Below are 21320 nucleotides of genomic sequence, written 5' to 3'. Positions count from 1 at the left end.
TCATTATTCCATTTTCAATCGCACAAAAAATGAAAGCTGGCGATATGGTTCCGGATGATCCTTGCGGATCGGCCAATATTCGATGAGCTGGGCCGCCGTCTTTGCTGCCATGCGATTAGCAGAATGCTTGGCCACTTCGCCATTTTCTTCTAGCCCGTCATGGGCGATTAATTTTTCTTTCCACGCCAGAGGCGGTAATGGGGATGCTGGACAAAACTCCCCAAACTAAAATATCTTCTATTTAGTCAGGGTCGATTGTCAAACGCTTTCGTCCGGATAAAGGTGCAAAAGTGTGCTCACGGGGGTAACCACTGCCCGCTGGAAATTCTCTCTATGTAAAGCGGGCATGGCACCCAGTAAGTGCACACCCGGATCGAAATGCGTCTCCATTGCAATGCCTCCATCAACCGCTGATACATGCAGTGCCGCTTGATCTGACCTATGCGTCAAGACCGGTACGTTTGGCGAGCAAGAGCATGCCACGGTGGCGTGACGGCAAAAATTTACAGCTCGGCAAAAACGGTTGCGGATGGCTTTTAGGTTTGTAGCAAGGCAGGTCTCAGGGTGTCTGTGTCAAGGCGCTCTGCCAGGCATGGCGCTCAAGGCAAGTTGCCATGGATAAAAGGGTGGAAGCTGGCGGAATGGACAATGTGGTGGAAATGATGCCGCCGTATCTGGATGTGATAGGATGAACCGGAAGAATAAATGACCTTTTACATTCGGCGATTCTCCAACAGTTTCTGGACTGTGCCAAAACCAGCCGTCCCGGACGTTCAGGCCGTGGCGCAGTCGGAGGGGTCCCCCTGCAGTTTGGCGAGGGCGTGGGGCAGGGCGGGGAGGAGGACCTCCAGGTTTTCCCGGGCCCCCCTGGGGCTGCCGGGGAGGTTGACGATCAGGCAGGATCGGCGGACGCCCGCCTTGGCGCGCGAGATCATCGCGTGCGGGGTCTTGAGGAGGCTGGCGGCCCGCATGGCCTCGGCCATGCCCGGGACCTCGTAATCGAGGACCGCGTCCATGGCCTGAGGGGTTACGTCCGTCGGACTCAGGCCGGTGCCGCCCGAGGTGACGACCAGGGCGAGATTTTCGTTGTCGGCCCAATCGGTGAGGGTGCCGCGGATCTGTTCGACATCGTCGGGGACGATGCCTCGCTTTACGACTCGAAACCCCGACTGCTCGAGGATGCCCGCAACGACTTCGCCGCTTTCGTCGGTTCGGTCGCCGCGGGAACCCTTGTCACTGATCGTCAGGACGCCGGCCTTGAAGGTCTGCTGCATCTACTCCTCTGTCTTGAAGGCCGCCACGATCTTATCGGCCAACTGGGCGGGCACTTCCTCGTAGTGGGACTGCTCCATCCGGAAGGTGCCGCGTCCGCCCGTCAGGGAATTGAGGTCCAGGGCGTAGGTCAACACCTCCGCCATGGGGACCTGGGCCTTGATGACCTGGTAGCGCCCTTCGCTGTCCATCCCGAGCACACGGCCGCGCCGGCTGTTGAGATCCCCCATGACGTCGCCCATGTAGTCTTCCGGCACCACGATCTCAAGCTTCATGATCGGTTCGAGCAGGGTGGGGCTCGCGTCCTGAACGGCCTTGCGCAGGCACATGATGGCGGCGATCTTGAAGGCCATTTCAGACGAATCGACCTCATGGGATTTGCCGTCGTAGAACCGGACCTTCAGGTCCACGACGGGAGCTCCGGCCAAGGCCCCTTTCTGGATGGCCTCCTGGAGCCCCTTTTCAACCGCCGGAACGAAGTTCCGGGGTACGTTCATGCCGACCAGGGCCTCTTCGAACTCGAACCCCGCCCCTCTCTCGAGGGGCATGACATCGAAATGCACCTCGGCGAATTGCCCGCGGCCGCCGGTCTGCTTTTTGTGGCGGTAGACGACCTTGGTGACGGGCTTCTTGATCGTTTCCCGGTAGGGGATCTTGACCGGTTTCAGATTGACCTCCACCCCGAACTTACGCTGGAGCTTGTCGCAGGTGGTCTCGAGGTGGATCTGCCCCGCGCCCGAAAGGATGATCTCCGCTGTGGTCTGATCCCTCTCGAGCCGGAGTGTAGGGTCTTCTTCCAGCAGGCGTGCAAGTGAGCTGAAAAGCTTGTCTTCGCTCCCTTGCACCTTCGCTTCGACGGCATAGGAGATGACGGACGGCAGCGGCTGCACCGGCTGGTAGACGATCGGATCGCTCTCTATGCAGAGGGTGTCGCCGGTGGTGGTCTCTTTGAGTTTGGGAATGGCCACGATGTCTCCCGGACCGACCATCTCGAGAGGCTGCTGTTTTTTACCTTCCATGAGCAGCAGTTGCCCGAATTTTTCTTTGGCGTCTTTGCCGGGATTGTAGATGGTGCTGTCGGCTTCCAGCGTGCCGGAAAAAACCCGGATCAGGCTCAGTTTCCCGGCGAAGGGATCGGCGATGGTTTTGAAGACGAGGGCCGAGAAGGGGCCGTCTGCGGAGGGAGTCCGCTCGATCGTCTCGCCTGTTTTCGGGGACGTGCCCTTTTTGGGTGTCTTCTGAACGGGGGAGGGCAAGCCCTGAACGATAAGGTTCATGAGATGCGGTACACCCATGTTGAGGGTTGCCGATCCGCACAAGACGGCGACCAGTTGCCCGGAGTTGACGCCCCGGATGAACGTCTCTTCGATTTCCTGAGCGCTCAAGGCCTCGCCTTCCAGGTATTTTTCCATCAGTTCGTCGTTCACCTCGACGACGTTTTCGACCATCTTCTCGCGGTATTCCTCGGCCTGATCGGCTATGTCAGCCGGTATGTCGACGGTTTCGAAACCGCCGCTCGTGTCCTTGCTGTACAGATAGGCCTTCATCCTGACGAGATCGACGATGCCGCTGAATTTGTCCTCTGCGCCGATGGGAAGGAAGATGGGGGTCATTTTGGCCTGCAGGATATTTTCCGCTTCTTCGAGGACCTTATAAAAATCGGCACGCTCCCGGTCGAGCTTGTTGATGAAAACCACCCTGGGGAGGGCCTGCTCTCCCGCGAACGCCCAGACCTTCTCGGTTCCGATCTTGAGGCCGGCGGTGGCGTCGATCAGAAGGACGGCCGAATCAGCCGCCTGGAGGCACAATTTTGTATCGGAGAGGAAGTTGTCGTCGCCCGGTGTGTCGATCAGGTTGATGATATTCTTCTTCCAGGCACAATGGTGAAAGGCGGTGCTGATCGTAATGCTCCTCTTGATTTCCTCGGGCTCGAAATCCAGATTCGAGGTGCCTTCATCCACTCTGCCCAGCCGGGTGGTCGCCTTGCCGTTGAACAGGATGGCTTCGGCCAGAGACGTTTTCCCCGAGCCCCCATGTGCGATAAGGGCGACGTTACGAAGTAGTTCGGATTTTCTCTCCATACTTTAACCCTCTCCTGATGAATCTTATAGAAATGAATTGGTTCCTACCCCAAAATGGGCTTCTCGTCCAATTTCGGCGTTTGCCGCCCCTTGGCCTGCAATGGGGCCCTCAGGCTGCCTGGGAGCAACCGCCTGAGTTCCTGAATTGTGGCCATACCGCAACCCGCCCGGAAGGAGTGGGACTGAACAGGCGGAGCGGGTGGAGGTAGCCCTCATTCCAGGACGGAACACGAAGGATCGATGCCCCCGGGTTCTCTTTGCTGAAGGGCCCGAAATGGGTGCGGCTGCATTCCGTTTGCAGGCGAAGACAGCCATAAGGCCTTTCTCAGGCACCCCATTCTCCGAGCCATGCCGTTATGGGCAACCGTTAAGCATGCAAACGCTGAAAGTGCCCGCAAAAGCGAATGCCGGTAAAGGCTTCTTCGTCCGGTTTTTTCCGCCGGTCGGGGCGTAAAGATAAGACGTTTCCGGAATCGGGCCTCGGTTCTCCGGTGCTTATGCACCGCGGTTCAGGGCCGGAATTTTCAGCCTGAGGTGAAAGGCTAAGAAATTAAGGCGTTTGGTCTGGGAAACTACATCAATGCCCGGTTCAAAGTCAAGCTCAGAATGAGCGTCCCTATTTTTTAATTGCCAATTCCGCGAAAGATGTTAATATACACATTTTTTTAGAAAAAATGAAACCGCCGTGGGTGGGCGGCGGATTTTGATGGAGCTGAGCGTGTCGATCAGGGAGCTGAAAGCGCGTTTTCTGGATTATTTGCGGGATCAGAAGGGGTATTCCCCTCATACCCTGCGAAACTATGCGATCGACCTGGATCAGTTTCTCCAATTTCTCGACAAGGAGCAGGGCGGCGGGCCGAAGGGTGAACCGGGCCGCTCTTCTGAAGCCGTTTGGGTCGACCCGGATCTGCTGCGCCGCTATGTGGTCAGAATGCACGGCCGCCTCAAGAGATCCAGCATGGCAAGAAAGCTTTCGAGCGTCCGGTCCTTCTTCTGTTTTCTCGAGCGGCATGGCCATCTCCAGGAGAACCCGGCCGCCGATCTTTCCACGCCCCGGATGGAAAAGCGCATCCCCAATTACCTGCCGGTCGATGCCATGTTCAGGCTCCTCGAAAACGCCGCCGTGCCGACCCCTCTGGGGATGCGGGACTTGGCCGTTCTGGAGGTGCTTTATTCGTGCGGGCTCCGGGTGAGCGAACTGGCGGGTCTGAATATCGGGAGCCTGGATGCCGCTGAGCGTCTGGTGAAGGTCATGGGCAAGGGGGGCAAGGAGCGGATCGTCCCCATTGGCCATCAGGCATTGCGGGCCGTGGAGCGCTATCTTTCGGCCGCCGGACCTCTCAGGAAAGAGCGATGGGAGGATGATCGCAGGGCGCCCCTCTTCGTCAACGCCCGCGGGGGCCGGCTTACGGCGCGGAGCGTCGGCCGGATCGTCAAACACTATGCCCTCGAGGCCGGCCTGCCGGCGGAGATCAGCCCGCATTCGATGCGTCACAGCTACGCCACGCATCTACTGGACGGCGGGGCCGATCTGCGGTCCGTTCAGGAGCTGCTGGGCCACGCGAGTCTTTCCACCACTCAGCGCTACACGCATGTCAGCCTGGACAAGCTGATGGAAACCTACGACAAGGCGCATCCCCGGAGCCGCTGACGATCCGCTGTCGGACCGAAAATGCCGGGCTTTTTGAAGTGGGGATGCCCCACGGTGTGGAGGCGGATCCCGGGGACGTGAATGGAGCCTAGATGAAAGACATACGAGCGACAACGATCCTGGCCGTTCGAAAAGACGGCCGGGCTGTGATGGCCGGCGACGGACAGGTGACCCTCGGGGACACCATCATGAAGCACAAAGCCAACAAGGTGCGGCCGATGTACGACGACCAGGTGCTGGTTGGTTTCGCCGGCGCGGCAGCCGATGCCTTCAACCTGTTCGAGCGGCTGGAAGGCAAGCTCGAGGAGTACCGCGGGAATCTCACGCGCGCTGCGGTCGAACTGGCCAAGGACTGGCGCACGGACAGGATCCTGCGCCGCCTGGAGGCCCTGCTTCTGGCCATGGACGAGGAGCACACCTTGATTATTTCGGGAACGGGCGACGTGATCGAGCCGGACGAGGCGGTGGCCGCCATCGGTTCCGGCGGACCCTATGCTTTGGCTGCCGCCCAGGCTCTGGTGAAGCATTCGCCGCTGGACGCAAAGACCATTGCGATGGAGTCGATGAAGATCGCTGCGTCCATCTGTCTCTATACCAACGAACAGATCATTGTGCATGAACTTCAGCCCTGATACGGCCGGGGCGAAGCGGGCATGGACGGGTCGCCGGAAAGCTGTGGAACGCCGGGCGGGCGGGTGCGCACAGGTTTCGAGCGGTCTTCGGGGGAACCGGGCGATAGGATGAGAGGTCGAAAAGATTCGAGGATGAAAGTGCTCACGCCGAGAGAGATCGTTTCCGAACTGGACAAGTATATCATCGGCCAGGATCAGGCCAAGCGCTCGGTGGCCATCGCGCTCAGGAACCGGTGGCGCCGTCAACAGGTGCCGCGGGACCTCCGTGACGAGATCGCACCCAAGAACATCATCATGATCGGTCCGACGGGCGTGGGGAAGACCGAGATCGCCCGGCGCCTGGCGCGGCTTGCCGATTCACCCTTTCTCAAGGTGGAGGCGACGAAGTTCACGGAGGTGGGCTACGTGGGCCGCGACGTGGAATCCATCGTGCGTGATCTGACCGAGCTCGCCGTCAATATGGCCAAGAAGCAGGAGCAGGAAAAGGTCAAGAGCAAGGCCAGGGAACTCGCCGAAGAGCGGCTCCTCGACATGCTGCTCCCCAAACGCAAGGAAGAGGTGCGCGAAGAGGAGGGCGAGAAGGAAAAGATCCTCGAGGTGGTCCGGGTGGACAACTCCGAAAAGTCCTCCACTCGGGAGAAACTGCGCCGAATGCTGCGGGACGGCAAGCTCGACAAGCGCTACGTGGAGCTGGAGGTGCAGGATACCCAGCTTCCGATGGTGGAGATCTTCTCGAGCGGCGGGATGGAGGAGATGGAATTCAATATCAAGGAGGTCTTCGGCAACCTCTTTCCGGCCAAGAAGAAGAAACGGCGGGTCAAAGTCCCGGAGGCCCTGGAGATCCTCTTCCAGGAAGAATCGCAACGCCTGATCGACATGGACAAGGTCATCGAGCAGGCCGTGCGGATGACCGAGCAGAACGGGATCATCTTCCTGGACGAACTGGACAAGGTGGCGGGTTCGGAGTCGGGTTACGGACCGGATGTGTCGCGCGAAGGCGTGCAGCGGGACCTGCTACCCATCGTGGAAGGTTCGACCGTGATCACCAAGTACGGGATGATCAAGACCGACCATATCCTGTTCATCGCGGCCGGGGCCTTCAACGTCAGCAAGCCCTCGGATCTCCTCCCTGAGCTGCAGGGCCGGTTCCCCATCCGCGTGGAGTTGGATTCCCTTTCGGAGGAAGACTTCTACCGCATCCTGACCGAGCCCCGCAACGCCCTCATCACGCAGTACAAGGCCCTTCTCGAGACCGAGGGCATCGAGCTGCAATTCGAGGACGACGCGATCCGTGAGATCGCTTACATGGCCAACCGCGTCAACGAGCAGATGGAGAATATCGGTGCGCGGCGCCTGGCGACGATCATGGAAAAGCTCCTGGACGAGATCTCGTTCGAGGCGCCGGACATGGAGGAAAATTCGGTCACCATCACCAGGGAAACGGTGAGCGAAAAACTTGCTGACATCCTCGAAGACGAAAACCTGAGCAGGTACATCCTATGATTACCCAGTCGGATCGCGCCAAGGTTCTGATCGAGGCCTTGCCTTACATCCAGCGCTTCAACGGCGCCACCATCGTCGTCAAATACGGCGGGCACGCCATGGTGGACGAAAAGCTGAAGCGCGATTTCGCGCTCGATATCATCCTGCTCAAGTACGTGGGGTTGAACCCGGTCGTGGTCCACGGCGGCGGCCCCCAGATCGGCGAACTTCTGAAGCGTCTGTCGATCGAGCCGGTCTTCGTCGACGGCATGCGGGTCACGGACCCTCAGACGATGGACGTGGTGGAGATGGTCCTGGTCGGGAAGGTCAACAAGGAGATCGTGACCCTCATCAACACCAACGGGGGGCGCGCTGTCGGGCTTTCCGGCAAGGATGGGCAGCTGGTGACGGCCGAGCGCATGAAATACCTGAAAAGCCGGGGGGAGGATCAGCCCCCCGAGTTGATCGATATGGGGCTCGTCGGGGAGATCACCGCGGTGGACCCCATGATCCTCCTGAAGCTGATGGAGGATGCCTTCATCCCGGTCATCGCCCCCGTGGGCGGTGGGGCGGAGGGGGAGACCTTCAATATCAACGCCGACCTCGTGGCCGGTGCGGTGGCCTCGGCCCTCAGGGCCCGGAAGCTGATCCTCCTGACCGATACCCCCGGGGTCCTGGACCAGTCGGGCGGCCTCCTTTCGACCCTGAAAGAGGGCGAGGCGCGTGAGCTGATGAGCCGGGGGGTGATCAAGGGAGGGATGATCCCGAAGGTCAACTGCTGCCTCGGCGCCCTCAAGGGCGGGGTCCGCAAGACGCATATCATCGACGGGCGCCAGGAGCATGCGATCCTGCTCGAGATCTTCACCAAGGAAGGGGTGGGGACGGAGATCGTCCCCTGACCCGCAACGCAAACCAACCAAACGGAACGAACTGAAAGATCGGAAGATGACCATGTCAGGCACGGAAGAGAACAAAAAGGAACAGCCGACGATCGCTTTGGCCGATCGGTACATGTTCCCGACCTACGCCCGGTTTCCTATCTGCCTCGTGCGGGGGGAAGGCTGCCGGGTCTGGGACGAGGCCGGGAAGAGCTATCTGGATTTCGTGGGCGGCATCGCCGTCTGCGCTCTTGGGCACAGCTCGCCGCTGGTGGCGCGGGTCCTCGAGGAGCAGTCCCGAAAGCTGGTGCATGTATCCAACCTCTATTACACGCAGCCGCAGACGGAACTGGCGCAGCTGCTGGTGGAGCACAGCTTCGCGGACCGGTGCTTTTTCTGCAACAGCGGGGCCGAGGCGAACGAGGCCGCCATCAAGCTTGCCCGGCGCTGGGCCCATGAAAAATACGGCCCGGAGCGCTATCACATCGTTTCGATGGCCAACTCCTTTCACGGGAGGACCATGGCGACCCTCTCGGCCACCGGCCAGGCCAAGATCCAGAAGGGGTATGACCCGCTTCTGCAGGGATTCAAATTCGTTCCCTTCAACGATCTGGAGGCCCTCTCTCAGGCTGTGGACGAATCGGTCTGCGCGGTTATTATCGAGCCCATCCAGGGCGAGGGCGGGGTGGTGGTGCCGGCGCGGGTCTATCTCGAAGGGGTGCGGCGCCTGTGCGACGAGCGGGGCGCCCTTCTGATCTATGACGAGGTTCAGGTCGGGATGGGGCGGACCGGCAGGCTTTTCGCACACGAGCATTTCGGGGTCACACCGGATATCATGTCGCTTGCCAAGGCCCTCGCCAACGGCCTGCCCATGGGGGCCATGCTGGCCCGCGAGGCCCTGACACCCGCCTTCGGCCCGGGCAGCCATGCCACGACTTTCGGCGGCACCCCGCTGGTGTCCGCGGTCGCCAGGGCCGTTCTCACGAGCATCCTCGAAGATGGTTGGCTCGATCATTGCCGTGAGGTGGGGGACTATTTCAAGGGACGGCTCGAAACCCTGCGGGGCAAGTACGGATTCGTCAAGGAGGTGCGGGGGATCGGGTTGATCGTCGGAATGGAACTCGATGTTCCGGGCGGCCCGATCGTCAAGGCCTGCATGGATGAGGGTTTTTTGATCAACTGCACCCAGGACAAAATCCTGCGGTTCGTCCCGCCGCTGATCGTAAAGAAAGAGGAGATCGACCAGCTGGTCGAGGCCCTTGACCGCATCCTCGGAAGCGTGGCGTCACCCGGTTAGGACAGCCAGGTCATTTACGGTGGACAAACAGATGAAAAAAAAGGATTTTCTGACCATCAGGGATTGGACCCCGGACGAGATCATGGCCGTCGTCCAGCAGGCCCTGACGTTGAAGCAAAGCGGCCGGGATCTGGCTCGCCGGCCGCTGGAAGGTTATACCCTCGGCCTCATGTTCGACAAGGCCTCCACACGGACCCGCGTTTCGTTCGAAGTGGCCATGCTCCGCGCGGGGGGAGGAACGATCTTCCTGAGCCGCCACGATACCCAGCTTTCCCGGAACGAGGCCTTGAAGGACACCGCCCAGGTCCTTTCCAGGTACCTGGATGTCCTGGCGATCCGGACCTATTCGCAGGAGTGGGTGGAGGAGGTGGCACGCTGGGCCGATATCCCCGTGATCAATGCCCTGACGGACCTCTATCACCCGTGTCAGATCCTGAGCGATCTCATGACCGTCAAGGAAAAGAAGGGTTCGGTCAGGAACCTCAAGATCGGCTGGGTGGGAGACGGCAACAACGTCGCCCATTCCTGGATCCACGCCGCCCGCAAACTGGGCTTCGAACTGGTGCTGGCCTGCCCCCCGGGGTATGCGCCGAAACCGGAGGTTCTGGGGGAGGGTGCGCCCAATATCCGGCTTACCACCGATCCGGCCGAGGCGGTGCGGGGTGCGGACGTGCTGAACACGGATGTCTGGACCAGCATGGGGCAGGACGCCGAACGGGAAAAAAGGCTGCAGGATTTCAGTCGTTTTCAGGTCAATGAGGCGCTTGTGGCGCTCGCGCGCCCGGATGTCATCGTCATGCATTGCTTGCCTGCCCACCGTGAGGAGGAGATCGCATCGGGGGTCCTCGACGGGCCCCGGTCGGTGGTCCTGGACCAGGCCGAAAACAAGATGTATCTGCACCAGGCCCTGCTCGAAACCCTGCTGCTCGCCTGAGACCTCTGGCGGGGGTGGGGTTCTCGCTGTTCCGGGCGGCGCCCGAAGGTGCCTTGGAAGGGGTTGCCGCCCGGTTCACTGGATCCTTTTGCGGATGGCGGCGATTCGGGTTCGATGGCGGATCCGGGCGGTTGAGAATCCGTCAGCCGGAGAGATGAAAGGGTGGATGATAACCGCCGCTCCAAGCGGCTGTGATACAAGGGAGAACGACTTTGGGTAAGGATATCGAAAAGATCGTCCTGGCCTATTCCGGGGGGCTCGACACCTCCGTGATCCTGGCCTGGCTCAAGGAAACGTATGGGTGTCCGGTGGTGGCCTATGCCGCGGATCTGGGACAGGGAGAGGAACTCGGCGGGATTCGGGAAAAGGCCCTCAAGACCGGCGCCGACGAGGTGATCATCGAAGACCTGCGGGAGGATTTCGTCAAGGGGTACGTCTGGCCCGCCCTCAGGGCCAACGCGATCTATGAGTCCTCCTATCTTCTCGGTACCTCCCTCGCGCGGCCCCTCATCGCCCGCGGGCAGATCGAGGCGGCCCGCCGGACGGGCGCCGACGCCGTTTCCCACGGGGCCACCGGCAAAGGCAACGACCAGGTCCGGTTCGAACTCGCCTACATGGCGCTCGAACCCGGCATGCGGATTGTCGCCCCGTGGCGCGAGTGGGGGTTCAGAGGGCGTGAGGATCTGATCGATTTCGCCCGCAGCAAGGGGATCCCTGTCCCGGTGACGAAGGAAAAGCCTTACTCGAGCGATCGGAACCTGCTCCACATCAGCTTCGAGGGCGGGATCTTGGAGGATGTCTGGAGCGAGCCGCCCGAGGACATGTTCGTGCTGTCGGTGTCGCCGGAAAAGGCGCCCGATAGATCCACCTACGTGGAGATCACCTATCGGGAGGGAGATGCGGTGGCGGTGGACGGCGAGGCCATGACCCCGGCCGGCCTCCTGGCGCACCTGAACGATATGGGCGGGGCGAACGGCGTTGGCCGGGTGGACCTGGTAGAAAACCGCTACGTCGGGATGAAGTCGCGGGGCGTCTACGAGACCCCCGGCGGGACGATCCTGCGGGCGGCGCATCTGGCGATGGAGTCCATCACGCTCGATCGGGAGGTGATGCACATCCGCGACGGACTCGTTCCACGCTACGCGGAGATGATCTACTACGGGTACTGGTTCGCTCCGGAGCGGGAGATGCTCCAGCAGATGATCGATCTTTCCCAGAAGCGGGTGAGCGGGGTCGTCAGGCTGAAGCTCTACAAAGGCAACTGCACGGTCGCGGGAAGAAAGTCCGAGGCGAGCCTGTACCATCCGGATTTCGCGACCTTCGAGGGAGACGAGGTTTACAACCAGAAGGACGCGGAGGGTTTCATCCGCCTGAACGGGCTGCGTTTGAAGATCGCGCGCCTGCTGGAGAAACGCTGATCGAACGGCCTCCGGCTGTGGCATGACGCCGGCCGGGGGCGCGGGAGACGATTCGAGGGAGGAACAGCCGTCATGGTTCGCAAGACCTGGGGAGGGCGGTTCAAGGAGGAGACCGACGCCCTCGTGAACCGTTTCAACGCCTCCATCGGTTTCGATCGCCGTCTCTACGCCCAGGATATCCTCGGGAGCATCGCGCACGCGCGGATGCTCGCCCGGCAGGGGATCATCCGGGAGGAGGAGGCCGCACGTATGATCGAGGCCCTGGGGGAGATCAAGCGCGGCATCGAGCGCGGGGAGATCCCTTTCAGCGACGATTTCGAGGATATTCATACGCTGGTGGAGAAGAACCTGATCGAGCGGATCGGCGCCCTCGGGGAGAAGCTTCATACCGGCCGGAGCCGGAACGACCAGGTGGCCCTGGACATCCGACTTTACGTGCGGGACGTCATCCAGGAGGCCATCGTCCTGATCGGCCGGGTTCAGGAAAGCCTGATCGAGCTCGGCGAGAAGAACGTCGGCCTGATCATGCCGGGCTACACGCACCTGCAGCGGGCGCAGCCGGTCCTGGTGGCGCACCACCTGCTCGCCTATGTCGAAATGCTGGGGCGGGACCGGGCGCGCCTGGCCGAAGGCCTTCGGCGGGTGAATGTGCTGCCTCTCGGGAGCGCCGCCCTCGCCGGCTCCACCTTTCCCCTGGACCGGGAGGGCGTGGCGCGGGAGCTCGGGTTCGAAGGTGTCAGCCGCAACAGCATGGACGCGGTGAGCGACCGGGATTTCATCCTGGAGTTCCTGTTCGCCGCGGCGACCGTCATGATGCACCTGAGCCGCATGAGCGAGGAGTTGATCATCTGGTCGAGCCAGGAATTCGGGTTCATCACCATCTCCGACGGCTTCTGCACCGGGAGCAGCATCATGCCGCAGAAGAAGAACCCGGATGTGCCGGAGCTGATCCGCGGCAAGACCGGCAGGGTCTACGGCCACCTTATGGGGCTCCTGACCACCATGAAGGGGCTGCCGCTCACCTACAACAAAGATATGCAGGAAGACAAGGAAGGCCTCTTCGACGCCGCCGACACCTTGACGCTCTGCCTGGAGATCATGGCGAGGCTGCTGAGGGAAGTGACCTTCAACGCCGAGCGACTGAAGGCGGCGGCTGCGGAAGGGTATCTGGTCGCGACCGACCTCGCCGACTATCTGGTCGGCAAAGGGGTCACGTTCCGGGAGGCCCACGGTGTGGTGGGGAGGATGGTCCTGCACGCCATGGAGCGCGGCCTCGAACTCCACGAGCTGCCGCTCGAGGAGATGAAGAGCTTCAGCCGGGTGATCGACGAGCAGGTCTACGGGTGGCTCAGCGCCGAGGCGTGTGTGGCGCGGCGGAAGCTGACCGGCGGCACGGGTCCCGAGCGCGTGCGGGAGGCCTTGGCCGCCGCACGGAAGGAGTGGGTGTCGTGAAAGGGGTTTTGAGACCGTTTCTGTTGCTGACCTTTTTGACGGTGATCCTGGTTGGTGCGGCCTGCGGCAAAAAGGGGCCGCCTTTTCTGCCCAAGGCCCCCTTCACCCTCGTGGTGATCCAGCCCGAGGCCGTCTGGCAAGACGGCGTATTGATCCTGACCGGAGAGGTTCCGGTGCAGGAGGGGCAACCTCAGCCCGAGTGGACGGCAGGCTGCCGCGTACATTATGCCCACTTCGCTTCGGATGCCGCGCCTTGCGAGGGCTGCCCGGTTTCCTACCACGGGTACCGGGAGATCCGGGGCAGCGTTGTCAAAGGACAGACCTTCGAGAGCCGGGTGAACATCCCCCCGAGCGTGGGTGTTCACTATTTCGAAATTCAGTTGATTGCCCCGGACGGCCGTTTGGGTCCGGCATCGGAGCGGCTGAAGATCGCACTGCGGGACGCCGAATAAAAAACCTTCGGATTCGGCCCCCGGCCCTTGCCCGGTCGGCGGATTCATGGGGGGTGTTTCTCGTCACGGCCGGTTGTTGAGGGAACCCGCCAGACTCTCTCCGTACGCAATCAGGCGGAGGGCCTGTCGATGATGAACCGGGGTGTGCTTTGGGGCGTCCCCCAGAAAGACGCAGAGAGCGAATGCATCATTTCAACTATGTCCAGGATGAACTGTTTTGCGAGGAGGTGCCTGTCGCCCACATCGCCGAGGCGGTGGGGACGCCGTTCTACCTCTACTCCCACGCCACGCTGAAGCGGCACTTCAGGACGTTCGACGGGGCCTTCGCCGGCCTGAAGCACCTGACCTGTTTTTCCATGAAGTCGAACTCGAACGGGGCGATCCTGAACCTCTTCGCCCGGGAGGGCGGCGGGGTGGATATCGTCTCCGGGGGGGAGCTTTACCGTGCACTGCGTGCGGGGGTCGAGCCCGGGCGGATCGTCTATTCCGGGGTGGGCAAGAGCGAGGAAGACCTGGCCTATGCGCTGGAGGCCGGGATCCTCATGTTCAACGTGGAATCGTCCCAGGAGATCGACCGCCTGAACGAGGTGGCCCGGCGGGCGGGCAAGAGGGCCCCCATTTCCCTCCGGGTCAATCCGGATGTGGACCCCAAGACCCACCCGTACATCTCGACGGGTCTCAAGGAGAACAAATTCGGGATCGACATCGACGATGCGCCCGCCGAGTATGCCCGCGCGGCCTCCCTGGTCCATCTCGAAGTGATGGGGATTTCCTGTCATATCGGCTCCCAGCTGACCCAGGTCCTGCCCTTTGTGGACGCCCTCCGGAAGGTCCTCGGGCTGATGGATGCCCTCCGGTCCTCCGGGATCCGGATCCGGTGCCTCGACATCGGAGGGGGGCTGGGGATTACCTACGATCGGGAGACGCCGCCGCCTCCGGAGGAATACGCCGCGGCGCTCAAGGAAACCCTCGCGGGCTCCGATGTGACCCTGATTTTGGAGCCGGGCCGCGTAATCGTCGGGAATGCCGGTATCCTGGTGGCACGTGTGCTCTACACGAAAACGACCGGGCTGAAGCATTTTTTCGTGGTGGATGCCGGGATGAACGACCTGATGCGGCCGAGCCTCTATCAATCATACCATGCCATTCAGCCTGTTTTCCGCCGCGAGAGGCCGAGGCTGACGGCCGACGTGGTGGGCCCCATCTGCGAGTCGGGGGATTTCCTGGCCAAGGGGCGGGAGCTGGAGGCCTTCGAGCCCGGGGACCTGCTGGCTGTCATGAGCGCCGGTGCGTACGGGTTCAGCATGTCATCCAATTACAACTCGCGGCCGCGGCTGTGCGAGGTGATGGTTCAAGGCGGGATCTTTCACGTCATCCGCCGGCGCGAGACCTTCGAAGACCTGATCCGGGGCGAGAGCCTCCCCGGGGAGGCGGCCTGATCCGGAGGGAACGGAACGTGGCATGCGGTGCGTCCGAGAGCTATGAACACGATCGAATTCTGGAAAATGAGCGGCAGCGGAAACGACTTCATCCTCATCGACAACCGCGAAGGGGTGGTCGCTGAAGCCGAGATGGGCCGCCTGGTGGAGCGTGTCTGCCGCCGGCGGGAGTCCGTCGGAGCGGATGGGGTGATCTTCGTGGTGCCTTCGAACCGGTACGATTTCGCCTGGCGCTTTTTCAACGCCGACGGCGGGGAGGTGGAAATGTGCGGCAACGGCGGACGGTGCGTCTCCCGTTTCGCGCATTTAAAGGGGATCACCGGCCCGCGGATGACCTTCGAGACGCTCGCCGGCCCGGTTTCGGCCGAAGTGAGCGGCCGTACGGTCAAGGTCCTGATGCCCCGGCCGAAAGGGCTGACCCTCGATGTCGCGATCGATCGGCTGCCGGGATGGGAGCGCGCGGACTTCGTCAACACCGGGGTGCCCCACGTGGTGGTGCGCGTGGAAGATCTCGAGCGGCACCCCGTGGTCGAGCATGGGCGGGCGGTCCGCTATCACGCGCACTTTGCGCCGGCCGGTACGAACGCGAATTTCATGCAGGTGCTCGGGCGCCACAGCGTGAGGCTCAGGACCTACGAGCGCGGTGTGGAAGACGAGACGCTCGCCTGCGGGACCGGGGCGATCGCCTCGGCCATCACGGCGGCGGCGCGCGGGGAGGTCGCCTCCCCCGTCGAGGTGACGACCCGCGGGGGAGAGATCCTGACCATCCATTTCGAGCGGCAGGGGGATGTTTTCGAAAGGGTCTGGCTCGAAGGGAACACGGCCGTCATCTACCGCGCCACCCTGGATGCGGAGGCCCTCTGACCCCCGGTTTCGGGCGGCCGCAGCCGGCGTGCGCATCACGTAAAGGCTCGGACACAGGGGGGACAAGACAGACTGCGTGTCCGTCCATCGATCATTTTCAGGTACTGTAGATTTCTAGGAGGAGAGCCATGTTTCAGGGATCCATCGTAGCGATCGTGACACCCTTCAAAAACGGCAAGGTGGATGAAGACGCCTTTCGGCGGTTGATAGAATTTCAGATTGAAAACGGGACGAGCGCGATTGTCCCTTGCGGCACGACCGGGGAATCGGCCACACTGAATGTGGAAGAGCACAACCGCGTGATCGATATCACCATCGAGGCGGTCGACAAGCGCGTTCCGGTCATCGCCGGAACCGGGGGCAACAGCACCATGGAGGCCGTCGAGCTGACTGCGCACGCGAAGCGGGCGGGCGCCGACGCCTCCCTGCAGGTGACCCCTTACTACAACAAGCCCACCCAGGAAGGGCTTTATCGGCATTACAAAACCATCGCCGAGGCCGTGTCCCTGCCCATGATCCTCTACAATGTGCCGGGCCGGACGAGCGTCAATCTGCTGCCGGAGACCGTGGCGCGGCTGACGGAGTTCCCGGAGGTGGTGGCCATCAAGGAGGCCTCGGGCAACCTGGCCCAGATGGCCGAGATCGTCGAGCTGGTGGGAGACCGGATCACCCTGCTTTCCGGGGATGACAACGTGACCCTGCCGCTTCTCGCCCTGGGAGGGAAAGGGGTCATCTCGGTGGCTGCCAACATCGTGCCGAAGGACACCGCCGGCCTGATCAAGGCCTGGGAGACGGGGGACATCCCGGGGGCGCAGGAGCTTTTCTACAAGCTGCTGCCTCTGTGCAAGGCCATGTTCTATGAGACCAACCCGATTCCGGTCAAGACTGCCCTGGCGATGATGGGGATGATCGACGAGGAGTTCAGGCTGCCGTTGTGTCCGATGGCCCCGGCCAACCGTGAAAAGCTCAAAAAGGCCCTCGAGGCCTATGGGTTGATCTGAGGGGTGGATCCCGAAGCGGCCGGCCGGTTTTCCGCTTTTTTATTGGGGCCGGCGGTCCTCCGAGGACGAGCGAGGCGCGCCGGGTATTTTCTTCCGTGGAAGAATGCGTTCCGGCCGGAGTCTGCGAGATCGGCCGTATCGTGTGAAGGTGCTCGGCCCATCGCTGCACAAGCGGTGGGGCGGGACGGCCTTGGCGTGGGCCGAACAGACCGTCTCCGGACGGAGAGGAGTCAACCCCGGATGGGGTTCAGAAGGAGTCGAGGAAGATGATTCAGGTAATCGTCGCCGGCGCGGCCGGCAAGATGGGAAAACGCATCGTCCACATGATCCACGAAGACCCTGACGCTGTGTTGGCCGGAGCCTTCGAGCGGCCTGATCATCCCGACCTGGGCGCCGATGCCGGCGCTGTAGCCGGCTTGGGTGAGATCGGGATCCCGATCGCCGGATCCCTCGAGGCGGCCGCGGAGCGCGGCGAGGTCCTGATCGATTTCACGGCCCCTGAGGGGACGCTTGCCAACCTGCGCCTTGCGGTTTCCAAGGGCCTGGCCGTGGTGATCGGGACGACGGGGATTCAAGGCGCCCAACTGGCCGAAGCGCAGGATCTGGGACGCCGGACGCGCACGGTCATGGCCCCCAACATGAGCGTCGGGGTCAATGTGATGTTCCGCATTGCGGGCGAGATGGCCCGCATCCTCGGGAAGGGCTTCGACTGCGAGATTCTCGAGGTCCACCACCGGCTGAAAAAGGATGCGCCGAGCGGCACGGCGATGCGCCTTGCCCAGGTTCTGGCCGATGCAAAGGGAAAGGACCTCGAAAAGGTCGCGGTCTATGAGCGCAAGGGCATCGTCGGTCCGCGCACGGATGACGAGATCGGCATCCAGACCTGGCGCGCCGGTGATATCACCGGCGAGCACACCGTCATGTTCGGCGGGATCGGTGAACGGCTCGAGTTGACGCACCGGGCGCACAACCGCGACAATTTTGCCAAGGGGGCAGTCAGGGCGGCCCACTGGGTGGTGCGTCAGCCCCCGGGACTTTACGACATGCAGGACGTGCTGGGGCTGAGAGTCCATTAGATTCTTGGTACGCGGCGGTCTGCAGCGGATCTTCGACTGGATGGATGGAGGGTCCGTGCCCCTTCCATAAGGCGGTACCCTCGGTCCGCGTGAACCATAGGGGTGAGGATGGGGGTACGCCCCTTTCCCGGGAGGGCCGGGGATGATGTGAATCTGCAGGGAATGGAGTTTTTTCGATCATGGAACGATTTGAAAGGGCGGAGCGCCTCAAGCGCCTCCCGCCTTACCTCTTCAAGGAAATAGACCGCAAGAAGGCCGAGGTGAAGGCCCGCGGTGTCGATATCATCGATCTCGGCGTCGGGGACCCCGACCTCCCGACACCCCCGCACATTATCGAGGCCCTGAAGAAGGCCGCTGAAGATCCCGGTAATCATCGTTATCCCTCTTATTCAGGGATGGGCGGCTTCAAAGAGGCAGTGGCCGAGTGGTACGGGAGGCGCTTCGGTGTTCGGCTGGATCCGAAAAGCGAGGTGGTCTCCCTCATCGGGAGCAAGGAAGGCATCGCCCATTTCCCCCTGGCCTTCATCGACCCAGGGGACGTGGCGCTCGTTCCCACGCCGGCCTATCCCGTTTACCATATCGCCACGATGTTTGCGGGCGGCGAATCATATTTCATGCCCCTGGTGAAGGAAAACGACTTTCTGCCGGATCTGGAGGCTATCCCCGACGATGTGGCCGCACGTGCCCGGGTGATGTTCATCAACTACCCGAACAATCCCACCGCCGCCGTGGCTGACAGGGCGTTTTTCGAGCGGGTGGTGGCCTTCGCGAAGGAGAAGGACATCATTGTCTGCCACGATGCGGCCTACACCGAGATGGGCTACAACGGGTACCAGCCTCCGAGTTTTCTGGAGGTCCCCGGGGCAAAGGATATCGGGCTGGAGTTTCACTCCCTTTCGAAGACTTACAACATGACCGGCTGGCGGATCGGCTTCGCGGTGGGGAACCCGGAGGCGGTGGACGGGCTTGGCGCAATCAAGAGCAACATCGATTCGGGGGTCTTCCAGGCGGTGCAGATGGCGGGGATCGAGGCCATTGCCGGGGATCAATCCTGTGTGGGCGAGATGCGGGCCGTTTACACCCGCCGGCGCGATCTGATGGTCGAAGGTCTCGAGGCGGCGGGTTTCAGGCTGCGCGTGCCGAAGGCAACCTTTTATCTGTGGGTCGAGGTGCCCGCTGGTTACACTTCGGCCCGACTGGCTACCCGGTTGTTGGAAGAGGCAGGTCTGGTGGTGACGCCCGGAAACGGTTTTGGTGAGCCTGGCGAGGGGTACTTCCGCATCGCTTTGACCCAGAACCGTCAGCGGCTCGCCGAAGCCATCGAGCGCCTGCAGAAGCTGAATCTTTGATGGGGAGTTCCCCTTGCGGCAGTGGATCCACCCGGCGCGGCCATCGATCCGTTGAGAATACCCTTTGTTCTTTGATACGGGTATCCGGACGCTGATGGAGGCTGTAACGATGCTCCGGTGGGAGGCCCGCTTGCCTGTCTTCCTGAAGGGGCGGGGGATCGGCGGTTTATCCGGGACGGAGAGTTGAGATATGTCTGGTTCCAGAACAGCTTTCATCGGCGTGGGATCGAACCTGGGTGAAAAGGCCGGGCAGTGCCGCATGGCCATCGAGCGGATGGACCGTATCCCCGGGTGCCGGGTCGTGGCGGTCTCGCCCTTTTTTCGTTCGGAGCCGGTCGGTGTGGACGGTCAGGACTGGTATGTCAATGCCGTTATAGAGCTGCGGGTCGGGATATCTGCGCGTAAACTTCTTGAGGTCCTCTTGGCGATCGAGGCGGACATGGGGCGTGTGCGGTTGAAGAAGTGGGATTCCAGGCCGATTGACCTCGATATCCTTATCTTCGGGGAGGAGATCGTCGACGAGGAAGATCTTTCGATTCCCCACCCGCTGATGCACATACGACGGTTTGTGCTTGCCCCGCTCGCGGCGCTTGCGCCTGCCTGGGTGCACCCGGTGCTGGGCAGGACCGTGCAGGAACTCCTGGATCGGCTGCCGCCCGACGAACAGGCCGTTTCTGCGCTTGAGGAGTGATCCGATGCGCATTTTGCTCCTTGCATTACTGCTTTATATCCTATACCGTTTTCTCCGGAAGCTGATTCAGGCGCCGGTTGAAAAAGCGACCAAGTATGACGCCCCTGCCGGCCATGTCGACGAGATGGTGCAGGACCCTTTTTGCGGCACCTATGTCCCCCTGCGCGAAGCCGTGAGGCGCACCATTGGAGGCAAGGATCATTTTTTTTGCAGCGAGTCCTGCGCGGATCTTTTTGAAAAGGAGCAGAACAAGGCAGAAAGATCCCGGTAGTTCGGTTTGCTGTGGTCTTCGCGGCTGCTACTGGTACGGATCTTGCTTTCTGCTTATCCGGGAATGATTGTCCAGCTCGACCAAGTTTCCGATCCGCGAATAAGGTTTTTTGGCTAATATCGAAAAGAATCAACTGGTTGTGCTTAGGTGGCCTGGTGGTCGCCGCACAAGCAAACGTGCAGATTGACACCGAGATTGGCCAAGAAGCCCTTTTTCCAGATGGAAACTACCCTAGTATCCATCGGGAAATGATTTCCCTATAGAACCCAGTTTCCAATCCGGAAATGATGATTTTTGGCCAATATCAAGGAAATCAAGCGTTTGCGCGGAGGCGACCTAGTGGTCGCCGCACAAGTAAACGTGCAGATTGACGCCGAGATTGGCCAAAAAGGCCATTTCCGGATGGAAACTACCTTAGAAAGTGAAGGAGATACTGAATGAAGTTTTTTATCGATACGGCGAATATTGACGAGATCAAGCAGGCCCATGCCTTGGGCATGGTGGACGGGGTGACCACGAACCCGTCTTTGGTGGCCAAGGAGAAGCGGGAGTTCAAGGGATTGATCAAGGAGATCTGCTCCATCGTAGAAGGTCCCGTAAGTGCCGAGGTCATCGCCGTGGAAAAGGACGGCATGCTCAAAGAGGCGCGGGACCTGGCCAAGATCGCCGACAATATCGTGGTCAAGATCCCGATGATCGAAGAGGGGCTGAAGGCCGTCAAGATCTTGTCGGCCGAGGGGATCCGCGTCAATGTGACCCTCTGCTTTTCGCCCGTGCAGGCCTTGATGGCCGCGAAGGCCGGGGCGGCCTTCATCAGTCCGTTCGTAGGTCGGCTCGATGATATCAGCCATGTCGGGATGGACCTGGTGGAGCAGATTGTCACCATTTACGACAATTACGGCTACGAGACCGAAATCATCGTTGCCAGCATACGCAATCCGACCCATGTCGTGGATGCGGCGCTGATGGGAGCGGATATCGCCACGATCCCTTTCAACGTGATCAGACAGCTCATCAAACACCCCTTGACGGATATCGGGTTGGAGAAGTTTCTGGCAGACTGGCGCAAGATGGGGTAGG

The 21320-nt window shown here is 61.4% G+C and carries 22 protein-coding genes; 19 read left to right on the top strand and 3 right to left on the bottom strand.

Annotation, left to right across the window (positions count from 1 at the left end):
- Window positions 1-3: 3 nt before the first annotated feature.
- The 3 genes from ACZ500_RS16575 to fusA all read right to left on the bottom strand — a co-directional run bounded on the left by ACZ500_RS16575 (window position 4) and on the right by fusA (window position 3353).
- On the bottom strand, window positions 4-135 hold the full coding sequence (locus tag ACZ500_RS16575; protein WP_464228500.1) for a hypothetical protein: 132 nt from the start codon (window positions 133-135) through the stop codon (window positions 4-6).
- Between the two features lie 638 nt (window positions 136-773).
- Window positions 774-1274: a MogA/MoaB family molybdenum cofactor biosynthesis protein gene (locus ACZ500_RS16570; RefSeq protein WP_464228499.1), complete on the bottom strand. Its 501-nt coding sequence runs from the start codon at window positions 1272-1274 to the stop codon at window positions 774-776.
- Window positions 1275-3353 (bottom strand): elongation factor G, encoded by a 2079-nt coding sequence (gene fusA / locus ACZ500_RS16565; RefSeq protein WP_464228498.1) that lies wholly within the window; start codon window positions 3351-3353, stop codon window positions 1275-1277.
- Window positions 3354-4059: 706 nt separating this feature from the next.
- Here fusA and ACZ500_RS16560 point away from each other — a divergent pair.
- The 19 genes from ACZ500_RS16560 to fsa all read left to right on the top strand — a co-directional run bounded on the left by ACZ500_RS16560 (window position 4060) and on the right by fsa (window position 21319).
- A complete protein-coding gene (locus tag ACZ500_RS16560) occupies window positions 4060-5004 on the top strand; it encodes a tyrosine recombinase XerC (protein ID WP_464228497.1) in 945 nt (314 codons plus the stop codon).
- Between the two features lie 92 nt (window positions 5005-5096).
- A complete protein-coding gene (gene hslV / locus ACZ500_RS16555; RefSeq protein WP_464228496.1) occupies window positions 5097-5636 on the top strand; it encodes an ATP-dependent protease subunit HslV in 540 nt (179 codons plus the stop codon).
- 132 nt (window positions 5637-5768) lie between these two features.
- Window positions 5769-7139 carry an ATP-dependent protease ATPase subunit HslU gene (gene hslU / locus ACZ500_RS16550; RefSeq protein ID WP_464228495.1) on the top strand — a complete coding sequence of 457 codons (1371 nt, stop codon included), beginning with the start codon at window positions 5769-5771 and terminating at the stop codon, window positions 7137-7139.
- Window positions 7136-8017: an acetylglutamate kinase gene (argB, locus tag ACZ500_RS16545; RefSeq protein WP_464228494.1), complete on the top strand. Its 882-nt coding sequence runs from the start codon at window positions 7136-7138 to the stop codon at window positions 8015-8017. Before hslU ends, argB begins: the two co-directional genes overlap by 4 nt.
- 46 nt (window positions 8018-8063) lie before the next feature.
- A complete protein-coding gene (locus ACZ500_RS16540; RefSeq protein WP_464228493.1) occupies window positions 8064-9293 on the top strand; it encodes an acetylornithine/succinylornithine family transaminase in 1230 nt (409 codons plus the stop codon).
- 31 nt (window positions 9294-9324) lie between these two features.
- Entirely contained in the window at window positions 9325-10227 is a 903-nt protein-coding gene (gene argF / locus ACZ500_RS16535; RefSeq protein ID WP_464228492.1) for an ornithine carbamoyltransferase, read from the top strand.
- Window positions 10228-10439: 212 nt separating this feature from the next.
- Complete coding sequence (locus ACZ500_RS16530) at window positions 10440-11645, top strand: argininosuccinate synthase (RefSeq protein WP_464228490.1); 1206 nt, start codon at window positions 10440-10442, stop codon at window positions 11643-11645.
- Between the two features lie 72 nt (window positions 11646-11717).
- Complete coding sequence (argH, locus tag ACZ500_RS16525) at window positions 11718-13097, top strand: argininosuccinate lyase (RefSeq protein ID WP_464228489.1); 1380 nt, start codon at window positions 11718-11720, stop codon at window positions 13095-13097.
- Window positions 13094-13549, top strand: a complete 456-nt coding sequence (locus tag ACZ500_RS16520) for a hypothetical protein (protein ID WP_464228488.1) — start codon at window positions 13094-13096, stop codon at window positions 13547-13549. The genes argH and ACZ500_RS16520 overlap by 4 nt, the downstream gene beginning before the upstream one ends.
- Window positions 13550-13731: 182 nt before the next feature.
- Window positions 13732-14988 carry a diaminopimelate decarboxylase gene (gene lysA / locus ACZ500_RS16515; protein WP_464228487.1) on the top strand — a complete coding sequence of 419 codons (1257 nt, stop codon included), beginning with the start codon at window positions 13732-13734 and terminating at the stop codon, window positions 14986-14988.
- Between the two features lie 42 nt (window positions 14989-15030).
- Window positions 15031-15852, top strand: a complete 822-nt coding sequence (gene dapF / locus ACZ500_RS16510; protein ID WP_464228486.1) for a diaminopimelate epimerase — start codon at window positions 15031-15033, stop codon at window positions 15850-15852.
- A gap of 128 nt (window positions 15853-15980) precedes the next feature.
- On the top strand, window positions 15981-16853 hold the full coding sequence (gene dapA, locus ACZ500_RS16505; RefSeq protein ID WP_464228484.1) for a 4-hydroxy-tetrahydrodipicolinate synthase: 873 nt from the start codon (window positions 15981-15983) through the stop codon (window positions 16851-16853).
- A gap of 266 nt (window positions 16854-17119) precedes the next feature.
- A complete protein-coding gene (gene dapB / locus ACZ500_RS16500; protein WP_464228483.1) occupies window positions 17120-17929 on the top strand; it encodes a 4-hydroxy-tetrahydrodipicolinate reductase in 810 nt (269 codons plus the stop codon).
- A gap of 179 nt (window positions 17930-18108) precedes the next feature.
- Complete coding sequence (locus ACZ500_RS16495) at window positions 18109-19278, top strand: LL-diaminopimelate aminotransferase (protein WP_464228482.1); 1170 nt, start codon at window positions 18109-18111, stop codon at window positions 19276-19278.
- Between the two features lie 64 nt (window positions 19279-19342).
- Entirely contained in the window at window positions 19343-19465 is a 123-nt protein-coding gene (locus ACZ500_RS16490) for a hypothetical protein (protein ID WP_464228480.1), read from the top strand.
- Between the two features lie 3 nt (window positions 19466-19468).
- Window positions 19469-19969, top strand: coding sequence for a 2-amino-4-hydroxy-6-hydroxymethyldihydropteridine diphosphokinase (gene folK, locus ACZ500_RS16485; protein ID WP_464228479.1), 501 nt, complete (start codon window positions 19469-19471; stop codon window positions 19967-19969).
- Between the two features lie 4 nt (window positions 19970-19973).
- Window positions 19974-20240, top strand: a complete 267-nt coding sequence (locus tag ACZ500_RS16480; RefSeq protein WP_464228478.1) for a YHS domain-containing protein — start codon at window positions 19974-19976, stop codon at window positions 20238-20240.
- A 294-nt stretch (window positions 20241-20534) separates the two neighbouring features.
- Window positions 20535-20681 (top strand): hypothetical protein, encoded by a 147-nt coding sequence (locus ACZ500_RS16475; protein ID WP_464228477.1) that lies wholly within the window; start codon window positions 20535-20537, stop codon window positions 20679-20681.
- Entirely contained in the window at window positions 20678-21319 is a 642-nt protein-coding gene (gene fsa, locus ACZ500_RS16470) for a fructose-6-phosphate aldolase (protein WP_464228476.1), read from the top strand. The genes ACZ500_RS16475 and fsa overlap by 4 nt, the downstream gene beginning before the upstream one ends.
- The last annotated feature ends 1 nt before the right edge of the window (window position 21320 follow it).

It is taken from the genome of Desulfatiglans parachlorophenolica (assembly GCF_055394735.1).
The sequence above is the reverse complement of the archived record's forward strand: the minus strand, read 5'-3'. Positions and strand labels throughout refer to the sequence as shown.

Coding starts and splice junctions, on each gene's coding strand:
- ACZ500_RS16570 (WP_464228499.1), bottom strand. CDS start 1,274: ATGCAGCAGACCTTCAAGGCCGGCGTCCTGACGATCAGTGACAAGGGT.
- argF (WP_464228492.1), top strand. CDS start 9,325: ATGAAAAAAAAGGATTTTCTGACCATCAGGGATTGGACCCCGGACGAG.
- fsa (WP_464228476.1), top strand. CDS start 20,678: ATGAAGTTTTTTATCGATACGGCGAATATTGACGAGATCAAGCAGGCC.
- dapA (WP_464228484.1), top strand. CDS start 15,981: ATGTTTCAGGGATCCATCGTAGCGATCGTGACACCCTTCAAAAACGGC.
- hslV (WP_464228496.1), top strand. CDS start 5,097: ATGAAAGACATACGAGCGACAACGATCCTGGCCGTTCGAAAAGACGGC.
- ACZ500_RS16495 (WP_464228482.1), top strand. CDS start 18,109: ATGGAACGATTTGAAAGGGCGGAGCGCCTCAAGCGCCTCCCGCCTTAC.
- argB (WP_464228494.1), top strand. CDS start 7,136: ATGATTACCCAGTCGGATCGCGCCAAGGTTCTGATCGAGGCCTTGCCT.
- ACZ500_RS16560 (WP_464228497.1), top strand. CDS start 4,060: ATGGAGCTGAGCGTGTCGATCAGGGAGCTGAAAGCGCGTTTTCTGGAT.
- folK (WP_464228479.1), top strand. CDS start 19,469: ATGTCTGGTTCCAGAACAGCTTTCATCGGCGTGGGATCGAACCTGGGT.
- argH (WP_464228489.1), top strand. CDS start 11,718: ATGGTTCGCAAGACCTGGGGAGGGCGGTTCAAGGAGGAGACCGACGCC.
- dapB (WP_464228483.1), top strand. CDS start 17,120: ATGATTCAGGTAATCGTCGCCGGCGCGGCCGGCAAGATGGGAAAACGC.
- dapF (WP_464228486.1), top strand. CDS start 15,031: ATGAACACGATCGAATTCTGGAAAATGAGCGGCAGCGGAAACGACTTC.
- ACZ500_RS16540 (WP_464228493.1), top strand. CDS start 8,064: ATGACCATGTCAGGCACGGAAGAGAACAAAAAGGAACAGCCGACGATC.
- hslU (WP_464228495.1), top strand. CDS start 5,769: ATGAAAGTGCTCACGCCGAGAGAGATCGTTTCCGAACTGGACAAGTAT.
- fusA (WP_464228498.1), bottom strand. CDS start 3,353: ATGGAGAGAAAATCCGAACTACTTCGTAACGTCGCCCTTATCGCACAT.
- lysA (WP_464228487.1), top strand. CDS start 13,732: ATGCATCATTTCAACTATGTCCAGGATGAACTGTTTTGCGAGGAGGTG.
- ACZ500_RS16480 (WP_464228478.1), top strand. CDS start 19,974: ATGCGCATTTTGCTCCTTGCATTACTGCTTTATATCCTATACCGTTTT.